This is a genomic window from Coleofasciculus sp. A1-SPW-01 (assembly GCF_040217205.1).
Lineage (GTDB): Bacteria > Cyanobacteriota > Cyanobacteriia > Cyanobacteriales > Coleofasciculaceae > Coleofasciculus > Coleofasciculus chthonoplastes_A.
Map to the genome: position 1 here is coordinate 1 of NZ_JAVJNP010000115.1, position 25,541 is coordinate 25,541.

Consider the following 25,541-nt stretch of genomic DNA (forward strand, 5'->3'; position numbering starts at 1 on the left):
AATCAACACTCACCCGATTAATTTATTGGTCATTTCTGTACCGACAATGACCCGCCTATCCATCCCGACACCAACCTGGGTTGTTACTGAGCCTGTCGAAGTACAGGTATGGTGTGGGGCTTCCGGCGAACAGAGCTAAACCCGCCCCGATCAAATGCAAGAGTTAAATTCCCTGTTCCCTAAGACTTCTTATCGCCTTCGAGGAAAATCTTATAGCCAATAAAGCCAATAACACCGATAATCATAATCGTCGCGATCGCAGCACTCACCCGTACAACCAGAACCGCCGCCACGACAAAGGCTAAGAACTTACCGAACATCACTAGCTTTCTCCCCCACCGTTGCAGCTTTCCTTCTGGTTGCTCATGCTTAACGGTTTGGTAGAGAGGAGGTTGATTAATTTCCGCTTCCAGTTCGCGTAGTCGGAGTTCTCGCTCTCGTTGGATCAGATCGTGTTCCCGGCGCTGAAGCTCTCGGTCTTCATTATTGGGAGAAGTCATGTCAGTTCATCCTAATCTCAGATCGATCACAATAGGTTATAAAAAGGTTAAAAGTCCCTAGCAATTTAGCTGACTCGTATTCATCATAAATTTTCTCTTACTTTAACCTTAGAGCCTCAGCATCTGCTAGATCCGGTTAAAAAAACTTTAGGGCAAACCTCCATTCCGGGAGCTGGGGAAGCTGGGGGAGCTGGGGGAGCTGGGGGAGCTGGGGGAGCTGGGGGAGCTGAGGGAGCTGGGGAAGCTGGGGGAGATGGGGAAGCTGGGGGAGCAAGGGTACATTTGTCTTGAGCAAGGTGATGCCAGACTTATGAAGGATGCTACCCGATTTCCTTGAATCAAACCCTCTGTCAATAAAGCTCAAAGTATTGATTGTTAATGGTTTTGGCTTTGTGCAGCAAGCCCTACTTAGATCACTATTCTTGTTGGGTTGGCTGATGTTCAGCATCAACCAGGGTTTCTTTAGATTGATCGAGCATACCCTTACCAGAAGACGTGCGCTTTTTGGCATGAGTTGACGATTCTACAGGACGGATGTCGTCATGCAGATGAATCTGAATTTTCGGTCCTGAACTAGCTAGACGGATAATCATCCCATCCACAACCGGCGTCTGGGTAATGCGTTTTCCATCGATATAGGTTCCGTTAGCACCTAAGCTGATAATTCGCCAACCTGAACCATTCCGCCGAAGTTCAACATGGTGACGTGAAACGACGGCGCTGTATAAAATGACATCATTATCCGTAGACCGCCCAATCCGAATCACCGATTCCGATTTAAAGGGCCAACTTTGAACAGGTACGGACTGGAGAGGATGCAGCAGGGTCAGAGTAATCACCGGTATTACATCATTCAAAAACGTGGGTCCTTTCGACTGACTGAATACTTCTAGAGTGTCCCATGAGTCTAGAACAGGTTGTCCTTGAGGGATACCATCGATCAACCCTAACTATTTGTCAATGGTCAGGAGTCAACACGGTAAAAGATTTTTCCGGAAACATTATAGAATTTACCTGTAAATCAGGCTTTTTATGATTAACCCCCCTCAGCTTCAGTACATAGGCAAGCGACTCAGGAGACTTGGAACAAAAACGTTACCATGTCCCCTTTGCCTAGGCTAATGCGATCGCCTTTGCGTAAGCGATGGCGATCACCTTTCGGTAACGGCGTATGGTTGATGTATGTTCCATTGGCGCTGCCCACATCTTCAAGATAGTAGGTATCTCCCTCAACACGAATATCTGCATGAACTCGTGAAACAATCTCAGAATTCGGAAAGCCAGACACATCAATATCAGGGGGAATCTGATCGTTAGGTTTACCGATATGAATCACACTCAGATGGGAGGGGAGTTCCATTTTGGTCTGGGTTTGTAGATGCAGCAGATAAACGGACTGCACCTGCAACTGTGTGACACTACCTAGCTTTGGTGTGGCTACAGGGGGCGGAGGGGGTTCTGTTTCCGGCTCCGGTGGGGCTGGCTTTTCTTCTTCTTCTGTTGTCGTTCCGGATTGCCCAACCTGGGTAACGGGTAGCTCAGGAGGGGGATCGGGTTGCGGGTCAGGGATGGGTGATTGGGAACTCATTGAAAGAGGTTCGGGTTCAATTAGAGGGTCAGGGGGGTCTAAATCGGGTACATCGGGAACCGACACTGGAGCTGGTGTATCTGGGCTTCCCGTTGAGCCACTGGCTTTCAGGTTAAAACCACATTGACCGCAGAAGCTAGCGTCTGTTTGAACTGTTGTACCACAGTTGGGACAACTCATGCTTGCCGGTAAAGGTGTATAGCAGGCTTCGCATTGAGTCGCACCGTCTGGATTTTGGTGATTGCAGTTAGGGCAAACAATCATAAGCTATTCAAGATTCACGCATTCAAAATTAGCAACAAAAGCGGTTTCACGTAGAGACGTTGCATGCAACGTTTCTACTGAGGACAAAACCGCCGAAATCCTTCGAGTCAGCATGAGCCTTCCTCCTTCATCAAAACACAGTTAACCGTTCTACCTTAATAACTTGTTACATCAGGCTCACGGATTCTCTGTCGTGGAAATGAGCATTAGCCTTTCACCGCTTGACCGGCTTGCTGATCTAAAAGCCACCACAATTCCCCTTGAGGCTGAATAAACCGCGCCGGATAGGTCAAGGGGTCAGCCTCAGCCGCGAAGATTTGAGCCAACGCAGGTTGCTTACCCGCCCCCGCCACCAGAAACATCACGCAATGGGCTTGGTTAATCAAGGGTACAGTAAAAGTGATCCGAGGTTGACCCTCTTTATTGCCCAAAGTAATCCGGCGATCGCAAACCTGTAGCGCTTGGGTATGAGGAAATAAAGATGCCGTATGCGCGTCGTCACCAATACCCAATAAGATCAGATCAAATTGGGGAAACTCGTCAGCGGCTACACCAAAGAACTCCCCCAGTTGAGTATCATGCTTCGAGGCATCTGCTTCCGGAGACTCTCCGTCTGTGGGAATGGGGTGAATATTCGTGGCTGGAATATCAACGTGATCCAACCAAGCCTGACGCGCCATCGCTTGATTGCTATCCGGGTGATCGGCTGGAACATAGCGTTCATCACCCCAAAAGATGTGCAGTTTATCCCAGGGTAGATTCTGGCTAGCTAGGGCTTCATAGAGGGGCTTGGGTGTACCGCCCCCCGCTAAAGCCAGGGTACAGCGCCCTGAGCGTTGGATTGCCTCCTGTATCTTCGTGAGGACAACATCACGCGATCGCTCAATCAGCGCGGCTTTATCAGGCAAAACTTCGACAATTTTCTTCATCAATCTGTGCTCCTCCGGCTCAACAGGTAACTTGGTCTAGCCGCCCGTTTCGTTGGATAATTGCAGTAGACCCCTAGGGTAATCATTCAAATATCCATGAGTTAATATGGGCAAGTCATACATGAACCCTAATTGTCCCATACCGTATGGGGTACACTCGGTTCTAGGGTAAAAAATTCCACTACTCCACTGTGTAGACGGCGGGGATTGCTAAGGACTTGCCTTAGTAACGCAAAGTGGTATCGTTGGGACTAAAACAGGTTTTGCAGGTTCCTGGGTTTCTCACCATTAAAAACCTGCTTGTAAACCATAGTGGGCGCGATTTCGGACCCAACGTAAGACGATGGGGTATCCGTCGCGGAATCAGGTTCAATGAAAAGTAGTACTATGTATTCTTCGTTCGCGGGTTTAGCACTTAAGATAGTCGGATTGATCATGATCCTATCGTCCCTGTTGGATTATCTGATCCTGATTATTCCCTCTCCTGGTGTTAGCCCCCTTCAGAATGAATGGCAGCTTAATTTAACCACCCAGCTCGTTGATCGGGGTGTTATCCCGATGGTGGGAATTGCCTTTTTGGTAACAGGATCTTGGATCAGCAATAACAGTGGTGGCTCATTACCGGAGCGAAAATCGTCAATAACGGACTTGAGATTCTGGGCATTTTTACTCTCCAGCCTATTGGGTTTACTATTCCTGTTGCTTGTCCCCTTGCACTTTAACAATGTCCGCATCCAAAGCAATCAAGCGATAGAACAGATTACTCAGCAAGCCCAGCAAGCTGAAACCCAACTGGAAACGCAAGTTCAGCAAATTGATACTCTGCTTGAAGATCCACAACAGCTAGAACGACTAGACCAAGCCATTGAAAGCGGTCAAGCTCAAGGAGAGCAACTCCAGCGACTCCAGGCACTCCGAGAACAATTGCAGGCGCTCAAAACAGATCCCGAAGCGATCGCTCAAAGAACTGAGCAAGCTCAGACTCAAATCCGCAGTCGTAGACAAGAACTTGAGCAACGCGCCCGAACTGAGGCATTAAAAAGAGGTATCCGCATCGGTTTAAGCAGCTTACTGTTAGCCATTGGCTACAGCATCATTGGCTGGATGGGATTGCGGAACTTGAGCAGTTAATCTGCAAGTCATTGCTATGCGAGCAACAGGCAAAAAGGTTTGATAATAGTCTCTAAATTGTCAGTTGATCGAGATTTACGATTCAAAGAAGATACACCAAAGCGTCCTAATCACCCATTCCGAGATAACAAATAACCTCTATTTGAGCCAGTTGCCAACTGCTGTAGGTAATCCCCAGTTCTGCTTTTATGTGCCATCGGTTACGATTGGCATTGAGGCGGATTGGGGTTCTCAATTTCAGCAAACCGCTTTAGCTAGACTCATTTTTTTACAACCTTTGACATGTTCTCGATTTATATCCTCACCTACAACGAAGAACGAGATATTGAAGCGTGCATCAACTCAGCGCGGCTCTCGGATGACATCATTGTGGTGGATTCGTGTAGTAGCGATCGCACGGTAGAATTTGCCCAACGTTATCCTGTGCGAGTTGTATCTCATCCCTTTGAAAGTCATGGGCGTCAGCGTACTTGGATGCTGGAGAACCTCCCGACTAAGTATGAATGGGCTTACATCCTAGAAGCCGATGAACGGATGACCCCAGCCCTATTTGCTGAATGCCTAGAGGCGATAAAGGACAACCAGTACGTGGGATACTATGTCGCCGAACGGGTGATGTTCATGAATCGATGGATTCGTCACTGTACTCAGTATCCCCGTTACCAACTTCGTTTACTGCGAAAAGGTCAAGTCTGGTTTACCGATTATGGTCATACAGAACGAGAAGTCTGTCATGGATCTACAGGGTTTTTGCAAGAAACCTACCCTCACTATACCTGTAGTAAGGGGTTTAGCCGTTGGATTGAAAAACACAACCGTTACTCCACCGATGAAGCCCGGGAAACCTTACGCCAGCTTGAACAAGGCACTGTCAACTGGGGAGCGTTGCTGCTGGGGCGATCGGAAGTAGAACGGCGTCATGCCCTTAAAGATCTGTCGTTACGCTTGCCCTTTCGTCCATTACTACGCTTTCTCTATATGTACATTTTCCTCGGAGGCTTCTTGGATGGACGCGCTGGCTTTACTTGGTGTACCTTACAGGCATTTTATGAATATCTAATTACCCTCAAGGTTTGGGAACTTAAGGATGAACAACTGCCCACCATTGAGGGAACCGATTCCCAACTCTCTTTCTGAAGACCAACAGATCAAGAACTATTAGCCTATGTTGTATTGATTCACCTCGGTCTTATTGCTCCCCCAAACCCCCACAGTTAGATAAACTGTAAGGTGTGATACAAGTTTTTTAAGATAGTTAACCGTACACCCCCCTTGAACAAGCTTAAATCGAGATATCAATACTTGCAACAATTCTTAACAAGCTTTACAACTAAAGATAGAACCCTCGACCAGGAGTACTGCTTCACTGGGGCAGCAAAAGGGGGTTGAGCAGGAGTTCATCCCCCTCAACGGCTGGGAAAGCTGGCGGTGATTGCCGTGATCAGGTCAAGGTTTCAACAGCTTATACCAGTAATTGAGAGAGCAATGACAGACGTTTAAGAGCCATTGTAAGGAGAATCAATACTCTGTGATCCAACGCTTCAAGCAGGACTTAAAAAACGACCTAATCGCCGGTCTCCTAGTAGTGATTCCCCTCGCTACCACAATCTGGCTGACGATTACCATCGCCAATTGGGTGATCAATTTTCTTACCCGTATCCCTAAGCAACTCAACCCCTATAATAACCTCCACCCCATTTTGGTCAATCTCTTGAATTTACTGGTAGGGCTAACGGTGCCCCTCCTGTGCATTCTACTGATTGGCTTAATGGCACGTAATATTGTCGGGCGGTGGTTGCTGGATTTAGGAGAACGAGTGTTGCAGGCAATTCCCCTGGCTGGATCAGTCTATAAAACACTCAAACAGTTATTGGAAACCTTGCTTAAGGATTCCAGCAGTAAATTTCGGCGGGTGATTTTGGTAGAGTATCCGCGTCAGGGAATGTGGGCGCTCGCCTTCGTCACGGGGACAGCAACGGGTGAAATTCAAGGCAAACTCAACGACACCATGTTGAATATTTTTATCCCCACCACTCCGAATCCGACCACCGGATGGTATGCTATTGTGCCGGAAACGGAAGTGATTAATCTTTCCATGTCCATCGAAGATGCCTTTAAGGTACTAATCTCTGGTGGAATTGTTGGACCGAGTGAATCCATGGGTGTACCCCTCCAGATGCCATACGGCAAGACGAAGCGAGAGCAACCTCTATCAGATATGCTGCAACAGCAGATGTTACCCACGGAAGAAAGTTCCTAGTTCCTAGTAATTAGGGATTGGGGAAGAGGGTTATTGATGTACATAGCTAGCTTCTTTTCGGGAGCTAGTAGAACAAAGGACAAAGGACAAAACCATGCAACCCCGCAGAATTGCTCGTGAACTGGCACTTTTAGGTCTCTCTCAGATGTCTCGTGAACCGGAACAGCTTGATGAAAAACAACTGAGCCAGATGGTATTAGTCGCCGTGAGGACTCTAACCGATGAAATTAACGAAGCCTTAGAAACAGCCTCAGCCGAACTCAAACGTGGGAGCGATCGCCTCCTTGGTAGTGAAACCCGGGCGATCGACGTGCGAAGTTCCAAAACGATGGTTGCTGAAGCCATTGAACTGACTCAGAAGGCGATTAACCGTATCGGTGTCGCGGTAGAAATCCCGGAAATGATTCAGCTTGCGAATCAAGCCGACGTGCGGGCTTATGCGATAGAAATTCTACAGGCGATTCGTCGTAGGCAAGTCGAAATTGACGAAATACTGGTTAAATCACTCAAAGATTGGCAAATCAATCGCTTACCCCGTATTGACCGCGATATTTTGCGAATAGCGGTGGCAGAAATGGCATTTTTAGGGATTCCTGATCGGGTAGCTATTAACGAAGCCATAGAACTGGCTAAACGCTACAGCGATCAAGAAGGGCATCGATTTGTGAATGGCGTGTTGCGGCGCGTCACTACCTGCATAAATGAGTCGGAGTCTTCAGCTCTAGAAAAGTTCATATAAGTTAAGTATTAAGTTAAGTCGGTTAGCCCAGGTGAACGAGGATCGTCATTCGTCCTTTGTCCTTTGTCATACTCGCTTCCCTTGAAAGCAAGCTCAAAACTGACAACTCACAACTATCTCTAATTAGGTGCAATGGTATTTAATTGGTTCCGCCGCCAAGTTGGTAAAAGTGCAGCCTCTTCCGAGGAGAAAGAAGAGAAGCAAGAACAGCAGTCAGCCACTCCCCCGGTTGAATCGCCGAAATCGGAGAGTGAGTCTGCTACTCAGGAGCAATCATCAACAGTTGCTGACGATTATCTGAGTTGGGCAAAAGCTGCTTATACAAACCTGCAAAAGCAGGAGTCAGCGCCCTCAGAAGCTGAAACTGAAGCGCCAGAGGTACAACCTGACACGGCTGAATCTGCCCAGGCTGAACTAACAGAGAGTACAGAAGCCATAGAAACTGCCCCGGAAACGGTGGAAGCAGAGGAAGCAGAGGAAGCAGAGGAAGCAGAGGAAACGGTGGAAGCAGAGGAAGCAGAGGAAGCAGAGGAAGCAGAGGAAGCCGAAGTTAGAGTTGATCAGAGTAGTACAGCCACCTCCCCAGAATCTCCGGTTGTAACTGAGGCGGAAACCGACACCGAACAAGTAGAACCTGAAGAAACGGAGGCTCCAACGGCTTCAGATACCATAGCCGACGTGGAAACTGACACAGAGGAACCTGAACCTGGGGCGGCTGAAGAATCAGCAACTGTGCCGATTTGGGCAAGGAAATCCGAACGGGAAGAACGACTTAAACGGCTTGAAGCAACGGCAATTGAGACGCCAGAACCAGAATCTGTCGCGCCACCCACAACCCAACCCGAAGCCGAGGCGGATATCGCCTTGGATGAAGAATTTTTGTGGTCAGCCAAAGTCTTAGCCGATCAAGGGCGTACCCCTGAGGATGTCTCCCCTGAGGAAATTAGCTGGCTAAAACAGCTTCGTTCTGGATTGGGCAAAACTCGTCGCGGCTTAGTCAATCAACTCAAGTCTATTGTCGGTCAAGGTCCGTTGAACCAAGACGCCGTGATGGAAATTGAGGCGTTGCTGTTGCAAGCAGATGTGGGTATCGAGGCAACGGATTACATTATTGAAACCCTGCAAGCTAGAATGCGCCAGGAAGTCTTGCCTCCTGAACAGGCGATCGCCTATTTGAAACAAATTCTCCGGGATTTACTGGATAAACCCTGTCGCGAGTCTTACGGTTCCACTTTTTTCCCGGAAAAAGACACCCTGAATATCTGGTTGATGACTGGGGTGAATGGTGCGGGAAAAACCACCACGATTGGCAAACTGGCTCACTTAGCCAATAAATCGGATTACAAGTGTTTGATTGGTGCTGCCGATACCTTCCGGGCGGCGGCGGTGGAACAGGTGAAGATTTGGGGAGAACGTAGTAGCACAGAGGTGATTGCTAATCCGGGCAAGAATACTGATCCAGCCGCTGTGGTATTTGATTCAATCACAGCCGCTCAAGCCCGAAATACGGAATTGCTTTTGGTAGACACCGCAGGGCGTTTGCAAAATAAGAAAAATCTGATGGAGGAATTGGCGAAAATTCGCCGGATTATTGACAAAAAAGCACCTGAGGCGAAGGTGGAATCGTTGCTGGTATTGGATGCTACCCTCGGTCAAAATGGTTTGCGTCAAGCTGAGGTGTTCTCGGAAGCGGCAAAATTGAGTGGTGTGGTGTTGACTAAGTTGGATGGTACGGCTAAAGGCGGTGTGGCTTTGGCGATCGTGCAGCAATTGGGATTACCGATTCGGTTTGTCGGTGCTGGGGAAGGGATTGAAGATTTACGTCCCTTCTCAAGTTATGAGTTTGTGGAAGCGTTATTGAGTGGATAATCAGACTGGCAAGCTTTGGATTCGTGATTTGCTCCTGGGTATTCTAAATGACAAATGACAAATGACAAATGACAGAAAAATGAGAGAAACATGAAGTGATGTAACAATAGCTGCGTAAGATTAAGAAGTATTGCAATAACTTGAATCTGTTGCTATGGTATGCATTGTCCATTTAGCGAATGCTTGTGGGAACTATGAATATCATGCTAAACATTGGCGACTATGCCCATCATCGTTCAACTGGGAACGTGGGTAAAGTTGTCGCTTATGGGCATCAAATCGTAGATGGTGTGTATTTACCCACTCTCAAAGTTGAAGTACAGGTAGTCAATGAGAGGGGGAAGAAGAAACGAATATTTATTGAAGACGTGTTTCAGGAATGGATGCAGGTGGAGCAAGGCGTTCATCCACGGAAGCCGACTGAGACGGATTTAGCGATCGCGTAACGTTGAAAGGGGGCATGGTGAGGCGTCCTAATTTCTCAACCTCGAAGGATTTTCTGCTACTCACCCGACACCCGAAACCCCGCACCTGGTCACCCCACACCCGGTCTAGTGATATCAATTGTAATTGTGCCGCCAAAGTCAGGGATAGGAGCAGCCGGTTTACTCAGCCGCACTTGTACTCGCTCGACTCTATCGAGCTTTAACAGAGCATCTGCGATCGCGCTGGCTAATTTTTCCACTAAGGAAACCTTAGAGTTGGCGATCAGTTGCTTAACCGTGTCAATGGCTTGGCGGTAATCCAGAGTGTCTTTTATGTCGTCACTCTCACCGGCGGGAGCTAAATCTAACCATAACGTCAGATCCACTTCAAACCATTGTCCAAGTACCCGCTCTTCTGGCAGATAACCTGTATAGCCATAAGACCGAATTTTATTGACCTGTATGCAATCCATAGATAAGTAGGTAGGGACAATTAAAGTTAACGGCGGTGATCGTCATTTGTCATTTGTCATTTGTCATTTGTTAGGGAACAGGGAACAGGGAACAGTGTAACGTAGAGCAGTTAACTCACGGCTCCCCCAGCTTCCCCAGCTATAAGCATTCTCTCTATGCTTTCTATTGAAAATCCAAATGCAAAGAATGGAGCATCGTCAGTTAATCTAATTGAAGAAATATTAGGAAGCGTTACAAACCTTAACTCTTCGCGGAAATTATGAGATAGTGTTCCAAAGACTTGACGCTTTCTGAGTGTACCGTCGTTCTCTCACTCCTCCGAGTCTAATGCGAATCACGAATCGTATACATTTTAGAAACCTGCAAGGTGACATATTCGGGGGGATTACTGCTGCGATTATCGCCCTCCCCATGGCACTGGCTTTCGGTGTTGCCTCTGGTGCTGGCGCTTTAGCAGGTCTTTGGGGTGCAGTTTTAGTTGGCTTCTTTGCTGCCCTATTTGGTGGTACACCCACTCTCATTTCTGAACCCACAGGTCCAATGACCGTGGTCATGACTGCCGTTATCGCTAACCTGACGGCGACGGCGGGTACAGAAAAGGGTATGGCTATGGCATTTACTGTAGTCATGATGGCAGGGGTATTCCAGATTATTATGGGTACATTGCGGTTGGGTCGATACGTTACCCTGATGCCCTACACCGTAGTATCTGGATTTATGTCTGGGATTGGATTTATCCTGGTCATCCTGCAACTTGCACCATTTCTGGGACAGGATAGTCCTTCCGGTGGCATCCTGGGTACAATCCAAGACATACCTGATCTTATACGCGATATCCAGCCCGGTGAAACGGCTCTGGCGGTTTTGACGGTTACGATTCTGGTACTACAGCCATTTTTATTGCAATCTGCGCCGTCTAATGTTAAGAAGTTTTTCCCACCGCCCCAGTTAATCGCGCTGGTGATCGGAACGGTAGTAGCATTGGTTGTGTTCCCTGAGATGGGCGATATTCGCCGCATTGGTGAAATCCCTCAAGCTTTACCTACTTTACAGGTTCCAACTTTTAGCGCGGCAGAATTCCAAACCATGCTCATTAATGCCTTGGTTTTGGCGATGCTCGGTTGTATTGATGCTCTACTCACTTCCGTTGTTGCCGATAGCTTAACTCGTAGTCAGCATAACTCGAACAAAGAATTAATTGGTCAAGGGTTAGGAAACTTAGCATCCGGATTATGTGGCGGTATCGCTGGCGCTGGTGCAACCATGGGAACTGTGGTGAATATCCAAACTGGTGCTAGAACTGCCATATCAGGTTTAACTCGTGCCTTAATCTTGCTAGTCGTCATTTTAGGTGCTGCTAGTCTAACGGCTTGGATTCCGATGGCGGTTCTGGCTGGAATTGCCCTCAAGGTTGGTATAGATATTATCGACTGGGGTTTCCTGAAGCGAGCGCATAAGGTTTCGATTAAGGGCGCCATGATTATGTATGGCGTGATCATCCTGACTGTATTTGTTGACTTGATTGTTGCTGTTGGCGTTGGTGTATTCGTTGCTAATCTATTGACCATTGAACGTCTCTCCAAACTTCAAGCCAAGGATGTTAAGACGATTACGGATGCCGATGATGCTATCCAGATGACCCCTGAAGAGAAAGAACTGATTGATCAAACTGATGGTCGCATCCTATTGTTCCACCTAAGTGGACCGATGATCTTTGGGGTATCCAAGGCAATCTCCCGTCAGCAAAATGCGATGGCAGATCATGATGTCCTGATTGTAGACTTAAGTGATGTTCCACACTTGGGTGTTACCTCTTCGTTGGCGATTGAAAATTCCATCCAAGAAGCTATTGATAAAGGTCGTCAAGTCTTCATTGTTGGTGCTACGGGTCAGATTAAACGACGCCTGGAAAAATTGGGCATTCTGTCAATGTTACCTGCCCATAATTTGCACGTTGATCGGACAGAAGCATTGCGGCAAGCCGTTGCTGTGGTCAAGAGATATGAACTTCCAGCAAATGGTATATTGTCTACTGCTTATCCCACTCAATCCGATGATGTTGCCATCAGCAACTAGCCGGTTCTAATTAGGGATGATAAGAAAGGATTGGGATAATTATTAAGAATATTAAATCTGTAAATTTTCTTAATTTTGCCATAAAGACTTATAATTATAGTACAACTTAAACTTAGTAAAATAAGGTTTGTTTTTGCCAATTAACCAGATGCAAACCTTTGTCTAGACCGATAAGGATAGGTCTGTACCCAAAAACCGAGCTAGATGATCTGCCAATAAATTGATCACGTTAGGGTTGTGCGATAGGTATTCCTTTTATCTCAGCGCACTCTATGGAGGGGCTAAATATATTTGAGTGTCACTCAACCTCAAAGGTAACTCATCAATCAATCTCACAGACTTGAAAATAAACAATAGATGCAGACCATGATTTTTTCCGACCTGATACAACCAATTCCCATATTAGCAACAGCGCCAGAAAATGGGTCAATTGTACTCGCTGGTGTGTTGCTCAGTTTAGTTATCATTTATCTTGCCAGTAAACTGGGCGGAGAGTTATCCAAGGCAGTTGATTTACCGCCAGTTTTAGGTGAATTAGTCGGCGGTGTTGTTGTGGGTGCTTCAGCATTGCATCTGCTTGTTTTCCCCGAAAGTGGCGCAGTTGCGGCTGATTCGCTACTGATGAAGCTGCTGCAATGGATTGGTGATTTAAGCCCAGAGGCTGTTGTCAATGTCTTTGAAACCCAGAGTGAAGTCGTCTCGGTTTTAGCTGAAATCGGGGTAATCATCCTCTTATTTGAGATTGGCTTAGAATCGGATCTCCGGGATCTCAAAGAAGTCGGTTATCAAGCGGCAATTGTGGCGGTGGTGGGAGTCGTCGCCCCCTTTGCAGCGGGTACAGCCGGGTTAATGTTTTTCTTTAATGTTGCCGCGATTCCGGCAATTTTTGCAGGTGCAGCGTTAACCGCCACCAGTATTGGGATTACGTCTAAAGTTCTCTCGGAATTAGGGCGTCTCAAATCAAAAGAAGGTCAAATTATTGTCGGGGCGGCGGTTATTGATGATGTTTTGGGTATCATCGTCTTAGCCGTGGTTGCTAGTCTGGCGAAAACAGGTGAGGTTGATGTTTTCAACGTTATCTATCTGATTATTAGTGCGACTGTTTTCCTGCTCGGTTCTATTTTCCTGGGTAAGTTTTTCAACCGCTCCTTTGTGGCGATCGCGGATAAGTTACAAACGCGAGGACAATTGGTTATTCCTGCGTTTACCTTTGCGTTTTTAATGGCGTTCTTAGCGAATGTAATCCAATTAGAAGCGATTTTAGGAGCATTTGCAGCGGGATTGGTTTTGGATGAAACGGATAAACGCAAAGAATTGGATAAGCAAGTGGTTCCCATTGCCGATATTTTAGTCCCCATTTTCTTTGTGGCTGTGGGTGCGAAAGCAGATTTAGGTGTTCTCAATCCTGCGGTTCCGGAAAATCGGGAAGGATTAGTGATTGCTGTTTTCTTAATTGGGGTAGCGATTATCGGAAAATTGGTTACAGGTTGGACATTTATTGGTCAACCTCAAATTAACCGCTTGGCGATTGGGGTTGGTATGATTCCTCGTGGTGAAGTGGGATTGGTGTTTGCGGGAATTGGTTCAGCTAGTGGGGTTTTGAGTAAGCCTTTAGAAGCCGCGATTATCATTATGGTGATTCTGACGACATTCTTAGCGCCACCTTTCTTGCGAATAGCATTTAAAGGTTCACCAGAGGCGGCGGAAGTTGAAGAGTCTAAAGAAGCTCTGGAACAAGCAGATTTGTTGGGATAGAGTATTGAATTAGATTAAAGATATGGAATCCCTCGACTTTATGCCGAGGGATTTTTTGGATCAATTTCACATTCCGCACTTGACGATGTAATAAGTATTTATACTATAGCGCTTCGCGCTGGTCTAGTTACAGTTTGTTTGTACGAATATCTCATCGGGACTCAGCTTCAGGTACGGGAGTTGTAAATATAGCAACCGCCATGGCTGTTAGGACACATCATTTATGTAGAGACGTTGCATGCAACGTCTCTACAATGGTGCCGAACGTCCTAATCGATATGTCTATTGCTATACACGCCTAGCGATCTGCTATAAATCCGGGTTAACTACCCCCTTTACAGCAGATTGCCGGTAAATACTGTACCTCACGAACTTGCAATACGCTGTATCAGTCCTTCAAGGAGGTCTGCTTAGACTAGGAAGAGCTTGGGCAAGGCTTCTGGCAAGAGATGGATAACCTGGTGGAAATGCCCGCCTTCCTTCAAGTCCAGAAATAAAATTTACCGATATGGTAAAATATTTACCGATATGGTAAACTTTATTTTGTAAACTCTTATGGAAATTGATTTTAAGGACAAGAAATTCAAAGCCCTGTGTGAGCAGGAAAAATTGGCTCAGCGTAAGTTGGGAGAACAGATGGCTCGGAATTTACAAGCCCGATTAGCTGACTTAATAGCAGCTTCATCGATAACTGAACTTTGTGCTGGGCATCCTCACTCTTTAAAGGGAGACAGAGCAGGACAGTATGCTCTGGAGCTAGTGCAGCCAAAACGCTTGGTGTTTGAGCCAGACCACGACCCAGTGCCCCGACTTAAGGACGGTGGCATTGATTGGAGTCGAATAACACAAGTCCGCATTATTTGGATAGGGGATTATCATGACTGAAGTCTTACAACCTTTTATGCCAGATTGGATCTCGCCCCCTGGAGATACTATTGCTGATTTAATCGAGGAACGAGAGTGGAGTCAGGTGGATCTGGCAAAACGCCTGGGTTACACCACCAAGCATGTTAGCTTGTTGCTCAATGGTAAAGCACCGATTACCGAGGAAACAGCGCTTAAGTTAGCAAATGTCTTAGGCAGTAATGCGAGTTTTTGGTTGAGCCGGGAGGCACAGTACCGTGCCAAACTCGCTCAACAGGAAGCAGAAAAGGATTTTCAGAAGTGGGTTTCTTGGTTGGATGAGTTGCCTGTCAAGGAACTGATGGATCAAGGGGTGATCCTAAAACAGCGTAGAGATACCAAAAATAAGCCTGCCATTGTCCGGGAGTTGCTCCGTTTTTTTGGCGTCGCTTCACCGAAGGAATGGCAAAACTACTACGCCAACATGGAGGCGGCTTTCCGCCGCACTCGGACTGAGCAAAGTGATGTGGGGGCAATTTCAGCTTGGTTACGCCGGGGAGAAATTGAGGCGGAAGGATTGAACTGTCCCAAATACAACAAAGCCAAGTTTAAGAGTGCGGTTCAAGCAATTCGGCAACTCACTTTATTACCTTCGGAAGAATTCATGCCTCAGATGCGTCAGTTGTGCTTGGATGCAGGAGTTGTGTTCTGTTTAGTTCCAGCGATTCCACGGGCGCATACGAGTGGGGTAGCTCGCTGGCTGAATCCTCATAAGGCACTGATTCAACTTTCGCTCTATGGTAAGACCAATGATCGCTTCTGGTTTACATTCTTTCACGAGGCAGCACACATTCTGCTGCATGGGAAGAAGGAGATTTTTCTGGATGAGTGGGAGAAGGGAGAAAAACTGGAGTCGCAGCAAGAAGCAGAAGCCAATCAATGGGCGAAGGAATTTTTGATTCCGCACGAGTACGAGCCTGAACTGCCTCAATTGCGATCTAAAGAGAGTGTTAACGCCTTTGCCAGTAAACTTGGTATCCATCCCGGCATTGTAGTGGGGCGGTTGCAGTATGAGGAGGTGATTCAAATGAGTTGGATGAATGATCTCAAGGCACGTTTTGAGAAGATGTTTTCCCCTCTGGAACAGCAACCTGAAGATGATTTCGCTCAGGCTGCAAGCTATGTGCTGGATAAGAACAAAGAGCTATACGAGCGCCTTTCCTGATGCGGTATCTGTCGGTTAAAGAGGTGTTGAGGTTGCACGATCACGTAATTGAGCAAACAGGGGGTACTTCTGGAATTCGAGACCAGGGTGCGTTGGAGTCAGGGGTTGTTCAGCCGCAGATGACGTTTGGCGGGGAAGAGCTATACCCCACGTTAGTAGAGAAAGCAGCCGCATTGGGGTTTTCTTTGGTGATGAATCATTCATTTGTGGATGGCAATAAGCGAACAGCTCATGCTTCGATGGAAGTGTTTCTGGTTCTCAATGGGTTTGAAATTCAGGCATCGGTTGATGATCAGGAAGTGGTGATGCTGAATTTGGCAGCGGGAACCCTAAAGCGAGACGAGTTTACTGCATGGCTACATAAAGTTGTGATTCCGATAAATTTGTAGATAGGAGGTTGAAGGCAAGAGTTCGAGATCTGAAGTTACACCAGTGCAGATGTACTATACCCAGCGTCAAGCCTTATTCCGTAGTGGTTTGATCGCTCAAAACCCTCAAAAAGCGTACCCATGTAGGGCGACTAAAAAATCGCGCAAAGCCGCACAGTGAGGCAGTGCAAGATTTTTTGGATGGGGGAACTTCAGATTAAATTAGCAACTGGTTTACCGATTCTGAATTTCATCTAACGCTTGATGTAACGCCCCACGATGTTTCCAGCCAACGAACCCACTGTAAAGACATTCCCCTTCGGGATTCGCGACAAAAATATGATCAACTTGTAACGGATTTGTCCAGAGGCGAATCGTGAATCCGTTGGCAAAAGTGATGTAGGGTTGACTCCGGGGAAAGTCTCGCGGATGAGCATCAGTCATTCCGGGTACTGACTGCAAGCGTTCAATTAACTGAGCGGTAAAATCTAGGGGGTAAGGGTTAGTTATTGTCGGATTTGCCCAAAATTCCCGGATAATTCCGATGACTGTGGGATGATTTTTGAGTTGGGCATGGGCTAAATTGGGGATACTCACAAACTTAGCATGGGAAAACTTGGTTGATTCAACGGTAATTGTTCTATCGCTACCCCCATCTATATCACCAGCAATGACTAACGTAGGAATCTTTTTGGCGATGGATTGAGCAATCTGGCGGCGATTGATACCTAGGGCACCAGCCATACCGATACCAACACTAAAGGGGTCGATTATTCGGGCTAAATCTGACCCGCCAATGGGGGATGCAACCAGTACAAATGATTCTATCTGAGACCACCATTCGGGATGTTGATTGAGAATTTCTAGCCAAATTAAACCGCCCATGGAATGACCGATAATTCGGATCGGAGTATTCGGATACTGGCGAATGGTTTCAGTGGCTATTCCTTCGACCTGTAGAATTAAGGGTTCAATGCGCCACCAGGTTTTTAACCAACCGAGATTGGGTGTAACCAAGTGAGACTGGGGAGTGGCTAAAGTTTTGGCTAAGGCTGCGATCGCGTGGTGGGTATCCGCCCAGCCGTGTTGGGCAAATATAATAAAATCTGGGGTTTTTGGCATCGTGATAGTTAGATGAGGAAGATGGAGGAGATGAGGAAGAGAATTTGCAAAGGACGAATGACAAATGACGAAAGACCAATAACAAATCAACCATCAATTATTACTGGATTTTGCCAAAAGTCGCGAATCACTTCCGCTACAGCCGGATGATTTTTTAGGGTGGGATGAGATAATGTGGGCAGATAAAAAAAGTTTGCACCAGGAACCTTGGTTTCGTCTAGAGTCACTGCACCATCTGTTCCGCCACCAATATCGCCCGCAATCACTAATGTGGGAATCACTTTAGCAATGGATTCCGCCATCTGGCGGCGATTTTCAAGCATTGCCCCAGCTATCCCCACACCCATTCCCAAAAATGTAAAATTTCGGGCTAAATCCACCCCGCCAATAGGAGAAGCCACGAGAACAAAGGACTCCACTTGAGACCACCATTCGGGATGTTGTTTGAGAAGTTCTACCCAGATTAATCCGCCAAGGGAATAACCAATAATCCGGATCGGGGTTTGGGGATACTTGGCAATTATTTCCGTAGCAATTCCCTCCACCTGCTTGATTAACGGCTTAATTCGCCACCAGGTTTTCCACCAACCCAGATTGGGGGTAATCACCAGCGTCTGGGGAGTCGCCAGAGTTTGCGCCATTTCCGCGATCGCGGCTTCTGTATCTGCCCAGCCGTGTTGAGCAAATAGAATGTAATCTGGGGTTTCTTTCATCGTGATAGTCCGATGGAGGGAGATGGGGTGATGGGAAGGTGTAGAAACTCAGTATGCTACTTCTCTGTTCCCTGACAAATGACAAATGACAAATGACAACTTATCCACTTAGCTTAGCTTTAACCATGGCTTGAATCTTACGACCTTCAGCACGCCCTTTGAGTTTGTCCATGGCGAGTCCCATGACTTTCCCCATGTCTTTCATCGAACTTGCGCCAGTTTGGGTAATAATTTCATCCAGTACCGCTTCAATTTCCTGATCGGATAGTGGGGCGGGGAGATATTCTTCAAGTATGGCTAACTCTTTGGCTTCTTGTTCCGCCAAGTCTTCCCGTCCAGCGTTACGATACTGTTCCATTGAATCCCGACGCTGTTTGGCAAGTTGCGCTAAGAGTTCAAGTTCCTGAGTTTCGGTGAGCGTCTCTTGTCCTTGAGGGCGCAAGCTGACCTCTTTTTCTAGGATCAGCTTTTTGATACTGCGAACCGTTTCCAGCCGAATTTTATCTTTCGCCTTCATCGCGACTTTGATATCTTCAGAGATGCGGTCTTTGAGGCTCATTATGACGATTGAGGAAACAACTGATTAAATTATAAAGAGTAAACCGGGCGATCAACGGGATTGGCTCATTAGGATTTTAAGTTTAAGTTGAACAGCACTGAATTCATGCAAGCTAACTATAGTGTGTCAGATATTCAGCAGTTATTCGAGTTTCTCAAAAACCAAGGCACATTTCAGTTTCCCTCACTAGAGAATGGCTTATTTGCGGCGGCTCTATTAAAAAGTGACACCGAATACACCGACTATACCAGTGTCTGGGTACGAGATAATCTCTATATTGCTCACGCTCATTATGTTATGGGAGAGGTTGAAATTGCGCTGAAAACCGTTAAGGCGCTGATCAGCTATTTCAATAAGTATCGATGGCGTTTTATCAAGATTATTGAGGGCGAAGCTGACCCCCAGAATGTGATGGAGCGCCCCCATGTGCGATTTGATGGCAAAAATATGGCAGAAATAAATCAAAAATGGGCGCATGCTCAAAATGATGCTTTAGGATATTTTTTGTGGTTTTACTGCCAATTGGCAACCCAGGGAATCCTGAATCCTCAAGGCGATGATTTCGCTATTTTGGTATTATTTCCCCGTTACTTTCACGCGATTCGCTATTGGCAAGATGAAGATAGTGGTCATTGGGAGGAAAAACGCAAACTAGAAGCGTCTAGTGTTGGCGGAGTCGTTTCGGGGTTAAAAGCGCTGCAAACCCTGCTCAATCAAAGAGAAAAGTGGTCTGAGATACAGGAGTGCGATCGCGCTTTCTCCCCATCTTTTTTAACTGAGCTAATCGCCCAGGGAGAATCAACCCTAGAAACGATTTTACCTGCCGAATGCATCCAACCGGAACCGAAAAAGAATCGACAATATGATACAGCATTATTGTTCCTGATTTACCCGTTACAATTACCTGAATCGTTCTCTGGGACAACTTATACCAAGTTGCGTTCTATCATGTCATTCTGAGCGAAGCGAAGAATCTGGACAGATGCTTCGCGTCACTCCGTTTCACTGCGTTCTGCTCAGCATGACAGATTCTACCTTAGACTGCAACTTGGTATTACTGGAAAAGATAACCATATCATCGAGAAGATGACTCCTATGTTCCTAGTGATGCCACACCATTACTTTGGACACAAGCGAATTTAGCTGTGGCGCTGAATATGATGGAGACGAGTTTATCAGTCGGTGTGAAAAATTAAAGTTAACGGTTGAGATTAGGAAGGATCAGGGAACAGTAAGAGGGTTAGGGGAATTTACAAAGATTCATACAGTACCGTTTTGTTTTTTCCGACTACTTACTATTGATTAATTAAATCGTTTATTTTAATCAACATCTTCATCTTGTTCCCTCTGCCACTGGGTTAACACGTCACCCGGATTAAACCCACGATACTGAAGATAATTCCATAGTTTCCGCTTTGTTTTCGGATCAATATCATGAAAATCAGTAATTTTATACTTTCGCACCACCTTAGCTTTTAAACCATCCAGTTCTACCCCTTCTTCCTCCTCCTCGGTTTGAGACTGCCAAATTTGTTCAAAAAAATCCGAATCAATTCCCTTATCTCGGCATTTACGTTTAATGACTATTTTGCCATATTTGCCTCGATAGGACGTGATCATGCTTTCGACAAAACGAGTATCCGATTGATAATTAAGGCGTTGCAGATTCTCAATAGATTCAGTAATATCCTGGGCATCAAAGCCTTTAGCTTGTGCTTTTTGAGTGAGTTCAAAAACACTATATTCTCGACGGGCTAAAAGTTTACAGAAATAGTCAATACAATTCATTGATTGTCAGGATTAAATGGGTGGACACAATTAAAGTTAACGGCTGAGATTAGGGAAACCCCTTTCATAAGTAGGGGTTGCTGAATAAGTCTTGTAGTGGGGTAGGGAGCTGGGGAAGCAGAGGGAGCAGGGGGAGCAATGATACATTTTCCCTGATAGCGGTGCAAGGGTATGAAAGGGTTTTACCTTATGTTCTTGAAGATGAGCCAATGTCCATGCTACTCAAAGCCTTGATAGATAAGGGTTTTGGGGTTGTGCAGCAAGCCCTAAGTAGGTGGGGGCAATTAAAGTTAACGGTAGGAATTATCATTTGCCATTTGTCACCAAACCCTCTTTTATAGTACATTTGTTCGGGGGACTTCTGTCAAACAAATCATTGGTCTGCGAGTCATGACCATCTCTGGCTGACCTAAGAAGAGAAAGCCGTTATTTTTGAGTCCAAAATGAAAGCGAATCAGAATGGTTATTTGAATGTCTGATTTGAAGTACATTAGGGCATTGCGGCATACCAGCAAATCGATTTTAGACATGGGTGCATGCTTTGCCAGGTTATGATGAGCGAAGATGATTGTGCGGCGAAGTTGTCGATGAAAGATATAATCGCCTTGTTCGGTTTGCTCAAAGTATTTCTCCAGCAGATCAGCAGTAATTTCGCTGACGTCTCTCGGTTTATACGTGCCGTTTCGGGCTTGCGAGAGAGCATCCTTATCCCAATCGGTGGCAATAAATTGAAGGCGCTGTAAACAGGATTCGATGCCCAACACTTCCGCAAATAGGATAATGAGGCTATAGAGTTCCTGCCCAAACGCACAGGCGGCACTCCACACTCGAATCGATTCATCGGGCTGTTTGCTGGCGATGATTTTGGGGATGAGTTCGTTGGCTAGGTACTCCCAGGAGGCGCGATCGCGAAAAAAGCTGGTCAGGTTAATTAAGACCGTGTTTAATAGAGGGATATATTCCTGCGAATGGCGCTGCAAATAGTGCAAGTAGTCCCCATAGCTGTCAATTTTTAACTGCCGCATCCGGACAAGGAATCGGCGCTCTAAGCTAGAACGCTTGTACCCGGTCAAGTCGCAGCCACGGCTGTACTTGAGATGCTCTAATAACGTTTCCAATTCCCACTCTGCTGCGGACATAAGCTGTCTCCCACCAATAAACTGGAGTATTTTGCCTCCCTTGAGACTTGCCAAACAAGATTTGCCGATGGCGCACTCAAGAATGTCCGATAACCTTCACTAGATTTGAGTCTAGCGATATCTCCAGTTTTGTTCAAGCAATGTACTTAGGCTCTGCTGCAGGGAGTTTTGTGGTGAGGGGAGGGAACAGTAAACAGTGAACAGTGAATAGTGAATAGTGAATAGTGAATAGTGAATAGTGAATAGGGAATAGGGAATAGGGAATAGGGAATAGGGAATAGGGAATAGGGAATAGGGAATAGGGAATAGGGAATAGGGAATAGGGAATAGGGAATAGGGAATAGGGAATAGGGAATAGGGAATAGAAATTTTGTCTCCCATCTTCCCCATCTTCCCCAGCTCCCCCAGCTCCCCCAGCTCCCCCAGCTCCCCCAGCTCCCTCATCTCCCCCTGCTTCCTACCCTGGAAGGATGAATCATTCGCCTACCCCCTGTCAGGATAGTCCTGTAGATTGGTAGCTGTCAGCGAACCCGAAAATCCTAGATTATTGCCGCAGGAATTGCACAAAGCTACTGCTAAACCGTTAGTCGGTGTAGATGTAAGCTATCAGCCACAAGAGGTAACAATAAAATTAATCGCGTATGAGTGAACAATCCACCCTCAACCCCACATCTACCACAGACCCGGTTAAAAAACCGGAACCCAATCAAAAATCCCATGAGTGGTGGCGTAGTGCCGTTATCTATCAGGTCTATCCCCGCAGCTTCATGGATAGTAACGGCGACGGTATCGGTGATCTGAAGGGGATCATGCAAAAATTAGACTATATCGCCTCCCTTCGCGTTGATGCCGTTTGGATTTCCCCGTTTTTCAAGTCCCCGATGAAGGACTTTGGTTATGATATTTCTGACTATCGTGCGATCGAACCCATGTTCGGCACGATGGAAGATTTCCAGCATCTCCTGAATAAGGCACATGATTTGGGGTTAAAGGTACTCATTGATCAAGTCTGGAACCATACCTCAAACGAACACCCTTGGTTTCTAGAGAGTCGCAGTAGTCACGACAATCCCAAAGCCGACTGGTATGTCTGGGCGGATGCCAAACCCGATGGAACACCCCCCACAAACTGGCTTTCCACCTTTGGCGGAAGTGCGTGGACATGGGACCCGAAACGGGAACAGTATTACCTGCACAACTTCCTCGCCGAACAGCCGGATTTAAACTGGTATAACCCGGAAGTTAGAGAAGCCATTCTGGATGTAGCCCGGTTTTGGTTAGATATGGGGGTCGATGGATTCCGTCTAGATGTGGTGAACTTCTTTGCCCATGACCGCCAATTACGGGATAATCCACCCCGACCCAAAAATAGGAAACGTCCAGCCGGGGCAGATGCCCACGATCCCTTTTTCTCCCAATGGAATAAATATAATTTCTGCCAACCTGAAACCTTAGAATTTCTCGAACCAATTCGGGAATTGATGGATCAATATCCCGGAACCATGACGTTAGCAGAAATTAGTTCGGCTGAAGATACGGTGGTTACGTCCAGTGAATATGTTAAAGGAGAGAAACGCTTACATACTGCCTATAACTCAGCCTTGATGCACGATGAACCGTTGAGTTATCAGCGAGTGCGGGACATGATTGAGCAGGTAGAAAGCCATTTCCAAGAGGGCGTCATCTGCTGGACAGGAGGAACCCATGATTTCCCCCGACTGAAAAGTCGCTGGTTGAAGTTTCTGATTGATGATAAATTTACCCACGCCGTCTTTGACCATCTATTTATCGCCCTCCAGCTTTCCTTGCGGGGAGGGTGCTGTATTTATCAAGGGGATGAACTGGGTTTAACCCAAGCCACGATTCCCTTTGAAAAAATGCAAGACCCCTTTGGACTCGCCGGGTATCCGTCAATTTTGGGTCGAGATGGGTCACGCACCCCTCTCCCTTGGCACAAAGATGCGCCTAATGCTGGCTTTACCACAGCAGAAGAACCCTGGCTACCCATTCCCGATGAACATCGCGACCAAGCGATTGATCAACAGGATCACGAACGGATGTCTCTGCTGAATAAATATCGCCGTTTGATTCATTGGCGCAAGAAACAGCCAGCGTTACTGAAGGGGGATTTAACCCTATTGGATACAGAGGAACCGTTACTCGGGTTTACTCGCCAATGTGATGAACAAAACCTGATTTGTCTGTTTAATTTAAGTCCAATACCTGTGCATTATGATTTATCGCCCTACCCCAACTGTTATCGAGCCGATGAGTCTGATTTTATCAACCGACGGTATAACGGGGTGGTAGAAATTCCCGGCTATGGCGTTTATTTTGGGAATTATTCGCCGGAAACTGAATAGCGTTTAATTGCCAATGGCGATAACAAAGGGAGGATTCGTGGAGATTCTCCCTTTTTATTCAGAAATACGTTTTGACCAAGTTATATAGCACTACGCACTAAGGTTAGGACATATCCAGAAAAATTCAAATCGCTTGACCCTGAGCGACTTGTACCGAGCGAAGTCGAGGTAAGTCGAGGTGTTGCCTATTGCCTATTCCCTGGCGCGTAGCGCTATAGTAGATTGGGTAGAGCGTAAGCGTTACCCAACAGAGATTAAAAAACCTTACCTACAAAAGGGAAACAAAGTAGGGGCGCATAGATGTGCGCCCTTACCAACGCCGAAAAACTGACTACCCCCGTTTTGGTAGGGACAAGACAAAGGGCACAAGGCAAAGAGTAGGGATGCAAGGTATAGAAATAATAACTGTTTAGACAAACATAATATCAATCCAATAATTTATCCACTGCTACACTAAATCATTGTAATACCTCCTGTGTCCTGGCGACCTCACCCTTACCAAACCATAACTTTTGAGTTTGAGTCAGCACAAATATTAAGCGATTCTCTGGTAAAACTAACCAAACTTCCTGACAACCTGACTCCAAATACTCAGTCGCCTTTGCCCAAAAATCCTCAACTAAGTCAGTCGGGGAAGCCACTTCAGCAATTAACGGAAAACTGACAGGAAGTACCTCAAACTCACCATACTCTTCAAGCAATTCGCGAGTGATATAAGCAACATCGGGACGCCGCCCTTGCTTGTTAGTACGACAGGGGGCTTCTGTCAATACCTCTCCCCCTTTCTCACTGGAGATTTTATAACTTCTCCAGTAATAATCTAATCTGGATTGAGTGACACTGTGCTTAAACGTCATGCCATTTTTCTCAACAAGTTTACCATTAATCCACTCCATGCGATCGGGAGGATTTTGCATATAGTCTTCCAAGGAGAAAACTTGTTGTCCAACAGGAATAGTCACCATATCTGCTTACTTTCCTTGTGTAACAATTACAATTGACAGATAACTTAATCTAGGAGCGATTTTCTGTCGCTTCAACCAGTTCCGCCATAGAACAATTCAACATCTCGATCAAGCGCTGAACCTGAGCCACCGTCAAGCGAGGTGGATTTGAACTCGTCTCCCACACGTAGATTGTTTTTTCCGTCACTCCCAACTCCATCGCTACTTGTCGGCGAGTTAAGCCAGCACGGTTTCGCAATTCCATCAAAGTTACTTGATTACTTGCTTCAGTCATTATATACTGAACGGTAATTACTATATGGTATAGATAAAACGGTAAAAACAAGAGATACACTAAAGAGCAGACGACGGGGTATCTGTGCTACAAACAAGCCCATCGCCTATCTTGGAAACTGCACAAACCGGGTCAGATCACATTCTATCTGTTAACCTGGCTTCCTGCGCCC

Annotated in this window: 26 protein-coding genes; 13 read left to right on the top strand and 13 right to left on the bottom strand. The window is 46.4% G+C overall.

Annotation, left to right across the window (positions count from 1 at the left end; genetic code table 11):
* Positions 1-179 precede the first annotated feature (179 nt).
* The 4 genes from RH949_RS17720 to pgl all read right to left on the bottom strand — a co-directional run bounded on the left by RH949_RS17720 (position 180) and on the right by pgl (position 3,281).
* Positions 180-500 carry a hypothetical protein gene (locus RH949_RS17720; RefSeq protein WP_006102729.1) on the bottom strand — a complete coding sequence of 107 codons (321 nt, stop codon included), beginning with the start codon at positions 498-500 and terminating at the stop codon, positions 180-182.
* Between the two features lie 416 nt (positions 501-916).
* Positions 917-1,339, bottom strand: coding sequence for an FHA domain-containing protein (locus RH949_RS17725; protein WP_044208715.1), 423 nt, complete (start codon positions 1,337-1,339; stop codon positions 917-919).
* 233 nt (positions 1,340-1,572) lie between these two features.
* Complete coding sequence (locus RH949_RS17730; protein ID WP_446354934.1) at positions 1,573-2,352, bottom strand: FHA domain-containing protein; 780 nt, start codon at positions 2,350-2,352, stop codon at positions 1,573-1,575.
* A gap of 206 nt (positions 2,353-2,558) precedes the next feature.
* Positions 2,559-3,281 (bottom strand): 6-phosphogluconolactonase, encoded by a 723-nt coding sequence (gene pgl, locus RH949_RS17735; RefSeq protein WP_006102670.1) that lies wholly within the window; start codon positions 3,279-3,281, stop codon positions 2,559-2,561.
* 387 nt (positions 3,282-3,668) lie between these two features.
* On the opposite strand from pgl, the gene hpsJ-B reads away from it, so the two are divergent.
* Entirely contained in the window at positions 3,669-4,412 is a 744-nt protein-coding gene (hpsJ-B, locus tag RH949_RS17740) for a hormogonium polysaccharide biosynthesis protein HpsJ (RefSeq protein WP_232231751.1), read from the top strand.
* 106 nt (positions 4,413-4,518) lie between these two features.
* Here hpsJ-B and RH949_RS17745 read toward each other — a convergent pair whose 3' ends face one another.
* Positions 4,519-4,656: a hypothetical protein gene (locus RH949_RS17745; RefSeq protein ID WP_006102748.1), complete on the bottom strand. Its 138-nt coding sequence runs from the start codon at positions 4,654-4,656 to the stop codon at positions 4,519-4,521.
* A 38-nt stretch (positions 4,657-4,694) separates the two neighbouring features.
* Here RH949_RS17745 and RH949_RS17750 point away from each other — a divergent pair, with 38 nt between their 5' ends.
* The 5 genes from RH949_RS17750 to RH949_RS17770 all read left to right on the top strand — a co-directional run bounded on the left by RH949_RS17750 (position 4,695) and on the right by RH949_RS17770 (position 9,726).
* Positions 4,695-5,549, top strand: coding sequence for a glycosyltransferase family 2 protein (locus RH949_RS17750; RefSeq protein WP_006102730.1), 855 nt, complete (start codon positions 4,695-4,697; stop codon positions 5,547-5,549).
* Positions 5,550-5,940: 391 nt separating this feature from the next.
* A complete protein-coding gene (locus tag RH949_RS17755) occupies positions 5,941-6,672 on the top strand; it encodes a DUF502 domain-containing protein (protein ID WP_006102773.1) in 732 nt (243 codons plus the stop codon).
* Positions 6,673-6,766: 94 nt separating this feature from the next.
* Entirely contained in the window at positions 6,767-7,411 is a 645-nt protein-coding gene (gene nusB / locus RH949_RS17760) for a transcription antitermination factor NusB (RefSeq protein WP_446354938.1), read from the top strand.
* A gap of 132 nt (positions 7,412-7,543) precedes the next feature.
* Positions 7,544-9,280 carry a signal recognition particle-docking protein FtsY gene (gene ftsY / locus RH949_RS17765; protein WP_446354940.1) on the top strand — a complete coding sequence of 579 codons (1,737 nt, stop codon included), beginning with the start codon at positions 7,544-7,546 and terminating at the stop codon, positions 9,278-9,280.
* Positions 9,281-9,483: 203 nt separating this feature from the next.
* Positions 9,484-9,726, top strand: coding sequence for a hypothetical protein (locus tag RH949_RS17770; protein ID WP_006102738.1), 243 nt, complete (start codon positions 9,484-9,486; stop codon positions 9,724-9,726).
* 89 nt (positions 9,727-9,815) lie between these two features.
* Here RH949_RS17770 and folB read toward each other — a convergent pair whose 3' ends face one another.
* The gene (gene folB / locus RH949_RS17775; RefSeq protein ID WP_044208635.1) at positions 9,816-10,178 is read right to left on the bottom strand and encodes a dihydroneopterin aldolase; all 363 of its coding nucleotides are present in this window, start codon (positions 10,176-10,178) and stop codon (positions 9,816-9,818) included.
* Between the two features lie 328 nt (positions 10,179-10,506).
* Here folB and bicA point away from each other — a divergent pair, with 328 nt between their 5' ends.
* From bicA to RH949_RS17800, 5 genes are all read left to right on the top strand, one after another.
* Positions 10,507-12,255 carry a bicarbonate transporter BicA gene (bicA, locus tag RH949_RS17780; RefSeq protein ID WP_446354994.1) on the top strand — a complete coding sequence of 583 codons (1,749 nt, stop codon included), beginning with the start codon at positions 10,507-10,509 and terminating at the stop codon, positions 12,253-12,255.
* Positions 12,256-12,621: 366 nt separating this feature from the next.
* Positions 12,622-14,010 (top strand): cation:proton antiporter, encoded by a 1,389-nt coding sequence (locus RH949_RS17785; protein ID WP_446354943.1) that lies wholly within the window; start codon positions 12,622-12,624, stop codon positions 14,008-14,010.
* A 555-nt stretch (positions 14,011-14,565) separates the two neighbouring features.
* Positions 14,566-14,895: a type II toxin-antitoxin system RelE/ParE family toxin gene (locus tag RH949_RS17790; protein WP_446354945.1), complete on the top strand. Its 330-nt coding sequence runs from the start codon at positions 14,566-14,568 to the stop codon at positions 14,893-14,895.
* A complete protein-coding gene (locus RH949_RS17795; protein ID WP_446354947.1) occupies positions 14,888-16,078 on the top strand; it encodes an ImmA/IrrE family metallo-endopeptidase in 1,191 nt (396 codons plus the stop codon). The genes RH949_RS17790 and RH949_RS17795 overlap by 8 nt, the downstream gene beginning before the upstream one ends.
* A complete protein-coding gene (locus RH949_RS17800; protein WP_446354996.1) occupies positions 16,075-16,467 on the top strand; it encodes a type II toxin-antitoxin system death-on-curing family toxin in 393 nt (130 codons plus the stop codon). The genes RH949_RS17795 and RH949_RS17800 overlap by 4 nt, the downstream gene beginning before the upstream one ends.
* A gap of 213 nt (positions 16,468-16,680) precedes the next feature.
* On the opposite strand, the gene RH949_RS17805 is transcribed toward RH949_RS17800, so the two are convergent.
* The 3 genes from RH949_RS17805 to RH949_RS17815 all read right to left on the bottom strand — a co-directional run bounded on the left by RH949_RS17805 (position 16,681) and on the right by RH949_RS17815 (position 18,840).
* Positions 16,681-17,568, bottom strand: a complete 888-nt coding sequence (locus RH949_RS17805; protein WP_446354949.1) for an alpha/beta fold hydrolase — start codon at positions 17,566-17,568, stop codon at positions 16,681-16,683.
* Positions 17,569-17,654: 86 nt separating this feature from the next.
* Positions 17,655-18,281: an alpha/beta fold hydrolase gene (locus RH949_RS17810; protein ID WP_006102693.1), complete on the bottom strand. Its 627-nt coding sequence runs from the start codon at positions 18,279-18,281 to the stop codon at positions 17,655-17,657.
* A gap of 100 nt (positions 18,282-18,381) precedes the next feature.
* Positions 18,382-18,840, bottom strand: a complete 459-nt coding sequence (locus RH949_RS17815) for a GatB/YqeY domain-containing protein (protein ID WP_006102779.1) — start codon at positions 18,838-18,840, stop codon at positions 18,382-18,384.
* A gap of 105 nt (positions 18,841-18,945) precedes the next feature.
* Between RH949_RS17815 and RH949_RS17820 the strand changes: the two genes are divergently transcribed.
* A complete protein-coding gene (locus RH949_RS17820) occupies positions 18,946-19,800 on the top strand; it encodes a glycoside hydrolase family 15 protein (protein ID WP_446354952.1) in 855 nt (284 codons plus the stop codon).
* Between the two features lie 360 nt (positions 19,801-20,160).
* Here RH949_RS17820 and RH949_RS17825 read toward each other — a convergent pair whose 3' ends face one another.
* Positions 20,161-20,628: a regulatory protein RecX gene (locus RH949_RS17825; RefSeq protein WP_446354954.1), complete on the bottom strand. Its 468-nt coding sequence runs from the start codon at positions 20,626-20,628 to the stop codon at positions 20,161-20,163.
* A 335-nt stretch (positions 20,629-20,963) separates the two neighbouring features.
* Positions 20,964-21,821 carry a CheR family methyltransferase gene (locus tag RH949_RS17830; protein ID WP_446354956.1) on the bottom strand — a complete coding sequence of 286 codons (858 nt, stop codon included), beginning with the start codon at positions 21,819-21,821 and terminating at the stop codon, positions 20,964-20,966.
* A 587-nt stretch (positions 21,822-22,408) separates the two neighbouring features.
* Between RH949_RS17830 and RH949_RS17835 the strand changes: the two genes are divergently transcribed.
* Complete coding sequence (locus tag RH949_RS17835; RefSeq protein WP_446354958.1) at positions 22,409-24,130, top strand: alpha-glucosidase family protein; 1,722 nt, start codon at positions 22,409-22,411, stop codon at positions 24,128-24,130.
* 458 nt (positions 24,131-24,588) lie between these two features.
* On the opposite strand, the gene RH949_RS17840 is transcribed toward RH949_RS17835, so the two are convergent.
* Positions 24,589-25,095 (bottom strand): Uma2 family endonuclease, encoded by a 507-nt coding sequence (locus tag RH949_RS17840; RefSeq protein WP_006102786.1) that lies wholly within the window; start codon positions 25,093-25,095, stop codon positions 24,589-24,591.
* Between the two features lie 49 nt (positions 25,096-25,144).
* A complete protein-coding gene (locus RH949_RS17845; protein ID WP_232231752.1) occupies positions 25,145-25,339 on the bottom strand; it encodes a helix-turn-helix transcriptional regulator in 195 nt (64 codons plus the stop codon).
* Between the last annotated feature and the right edge of the window lie 202 nt (positions 25,340-25,541).

Coding starts and splice junctions, on each gene's coding strand:
- RH949_RS17770 (WP_006102738.1), top strand. CDS start 9,484: ATGCTAAACATTGGCGACTATGCCCATCATCGTTCAACTGGGAACGTG.
- bicA (WP_446354994.1), top strand. CDS start 10,507: ATGCGAATCACGAATCGTATACATTTTAGAAACCTGCAAGGTGACATA.
- RH949_RS17825 (WP_446354954.1), bottom strand. CDS start 20,628: ATGAATTGTATTGACTATTTCTGTAAACTTTTAGCCCGTCGAGAATAT.
- RH949_RS17840 (WP_006102786.1), bottom strand. CDS start 25,095: ATGGTGACTATTCCTGTTGGACAACAAGTTTTCTCCTTGGAAGACTAT.
- RH949_RS17790 (WP_446354945.1), top strand. CDS start 14,566: ATGGAAATTGATTTTAAGGACAAGAAATTCAAAGCCCTGTGTGAGCAG.
- folB (WP_044208635.1), bottom strand. CDS start 10,178: ATGGATTGCATACAGGTCAATAAAATTCGGTCTTATGGCTATACAGGT.
- RH949_RS17795 (WP_446354947.1), top strand. CDS start 14,888: ATGACTGAAGTCTTACAACCTTTTATGCCAGATTGGATCTCGCCCCCT.
- hpsJ-B (WP_232231751.1), top strand. CDS start 3,669: ATGTATTCTTCGTTCGCGGGTTTAGCACTTAAGATAGTCGGATTGATC.
- RH949_RS17815 (WP_006102779.1), bottom strand. CDS start 18,840: ATGAGCCTCAAAGACCGCATCTCTGAAGATATCAAAGTCGCGATGAAG.
- RH949_RS17785 (WP_446354943.1), top strand. CDS start 12,622: ATGATTTTTTCCGACCTGATACAACCAATTCCCATATTAGCAACAGCG.
- RH949_RS17720 (WP_006102729.1), bottom strand. CDS start 500: ATGACTTCTCCCAATAATGAAGACCGAGAGCTTCAGCGCCGGGAACAC.
- pgl (WP_006102670.1), bottom strand. CDS start 3,281: ATGAAGAAAATTGTCGAAGTTTTGCCTGATAAAGCCGCGCTGATTGAG.
- RH949_RS17750 (WP_006102730.1), top strand. CDS start 4,695: ATGTTCTCGATTTATATCCTCACCTACAACGAAGAACGAGATATTGAA.
- RH949_RS17805 (WP_446354949.1), bottom strand. CDS start 17,568: ATGCCAAAAACCCCAGATTTTATTATATTTGCCCAACACGGCTGGGCG.
- RH949_RS17845 (WP_232231752.1), bottom strand. CDS start 25,339: ATGGAATTGCGAAACCGTGCTGGCTTAACTCGCCGACAAGTAGCGATG.
- RH949_RS17820 (WP_446354952.1), top strand. CDS start 18,946: ATGCAAGCTAACTATAGTGTGTCAGATATTCAGCAGTTATTCGAGTTT.
- RH949_RS17810 (WP_006102693.1), bottom strand. CDS start 18,281: ATGAAAGAAACCCCAGATTACATTCTATTTGCTCAACACGGCTGGGCA.
- ftsY (WP_446354940.1), top strand. CDS start 7,544: ATGGTATTTAATTGGTTCCGCCGCCAAGTTGGTAAAAGTGCAGCCTCT.
- nusB (WP_446354938.1), top strand. CDS start 6,767: ATGCAACCCCGCAGAATTGCTCGTGAACTGGCACTTTTAGGTCTCTCT.
- RH949_RS17730 (WP_446354934.1), bottom strand. CDS start 2,352: ATGATTGTTTGCCCTAACTGCAATCACCAAAATCCAGACGGTGCGACT.
- RH949_RS17835 (WP_446354958.1), top strand. CDS start 22,409: ATGAGTGAACAATCCACCCTCAACCCCACATCTACCACAGACCCGGTT.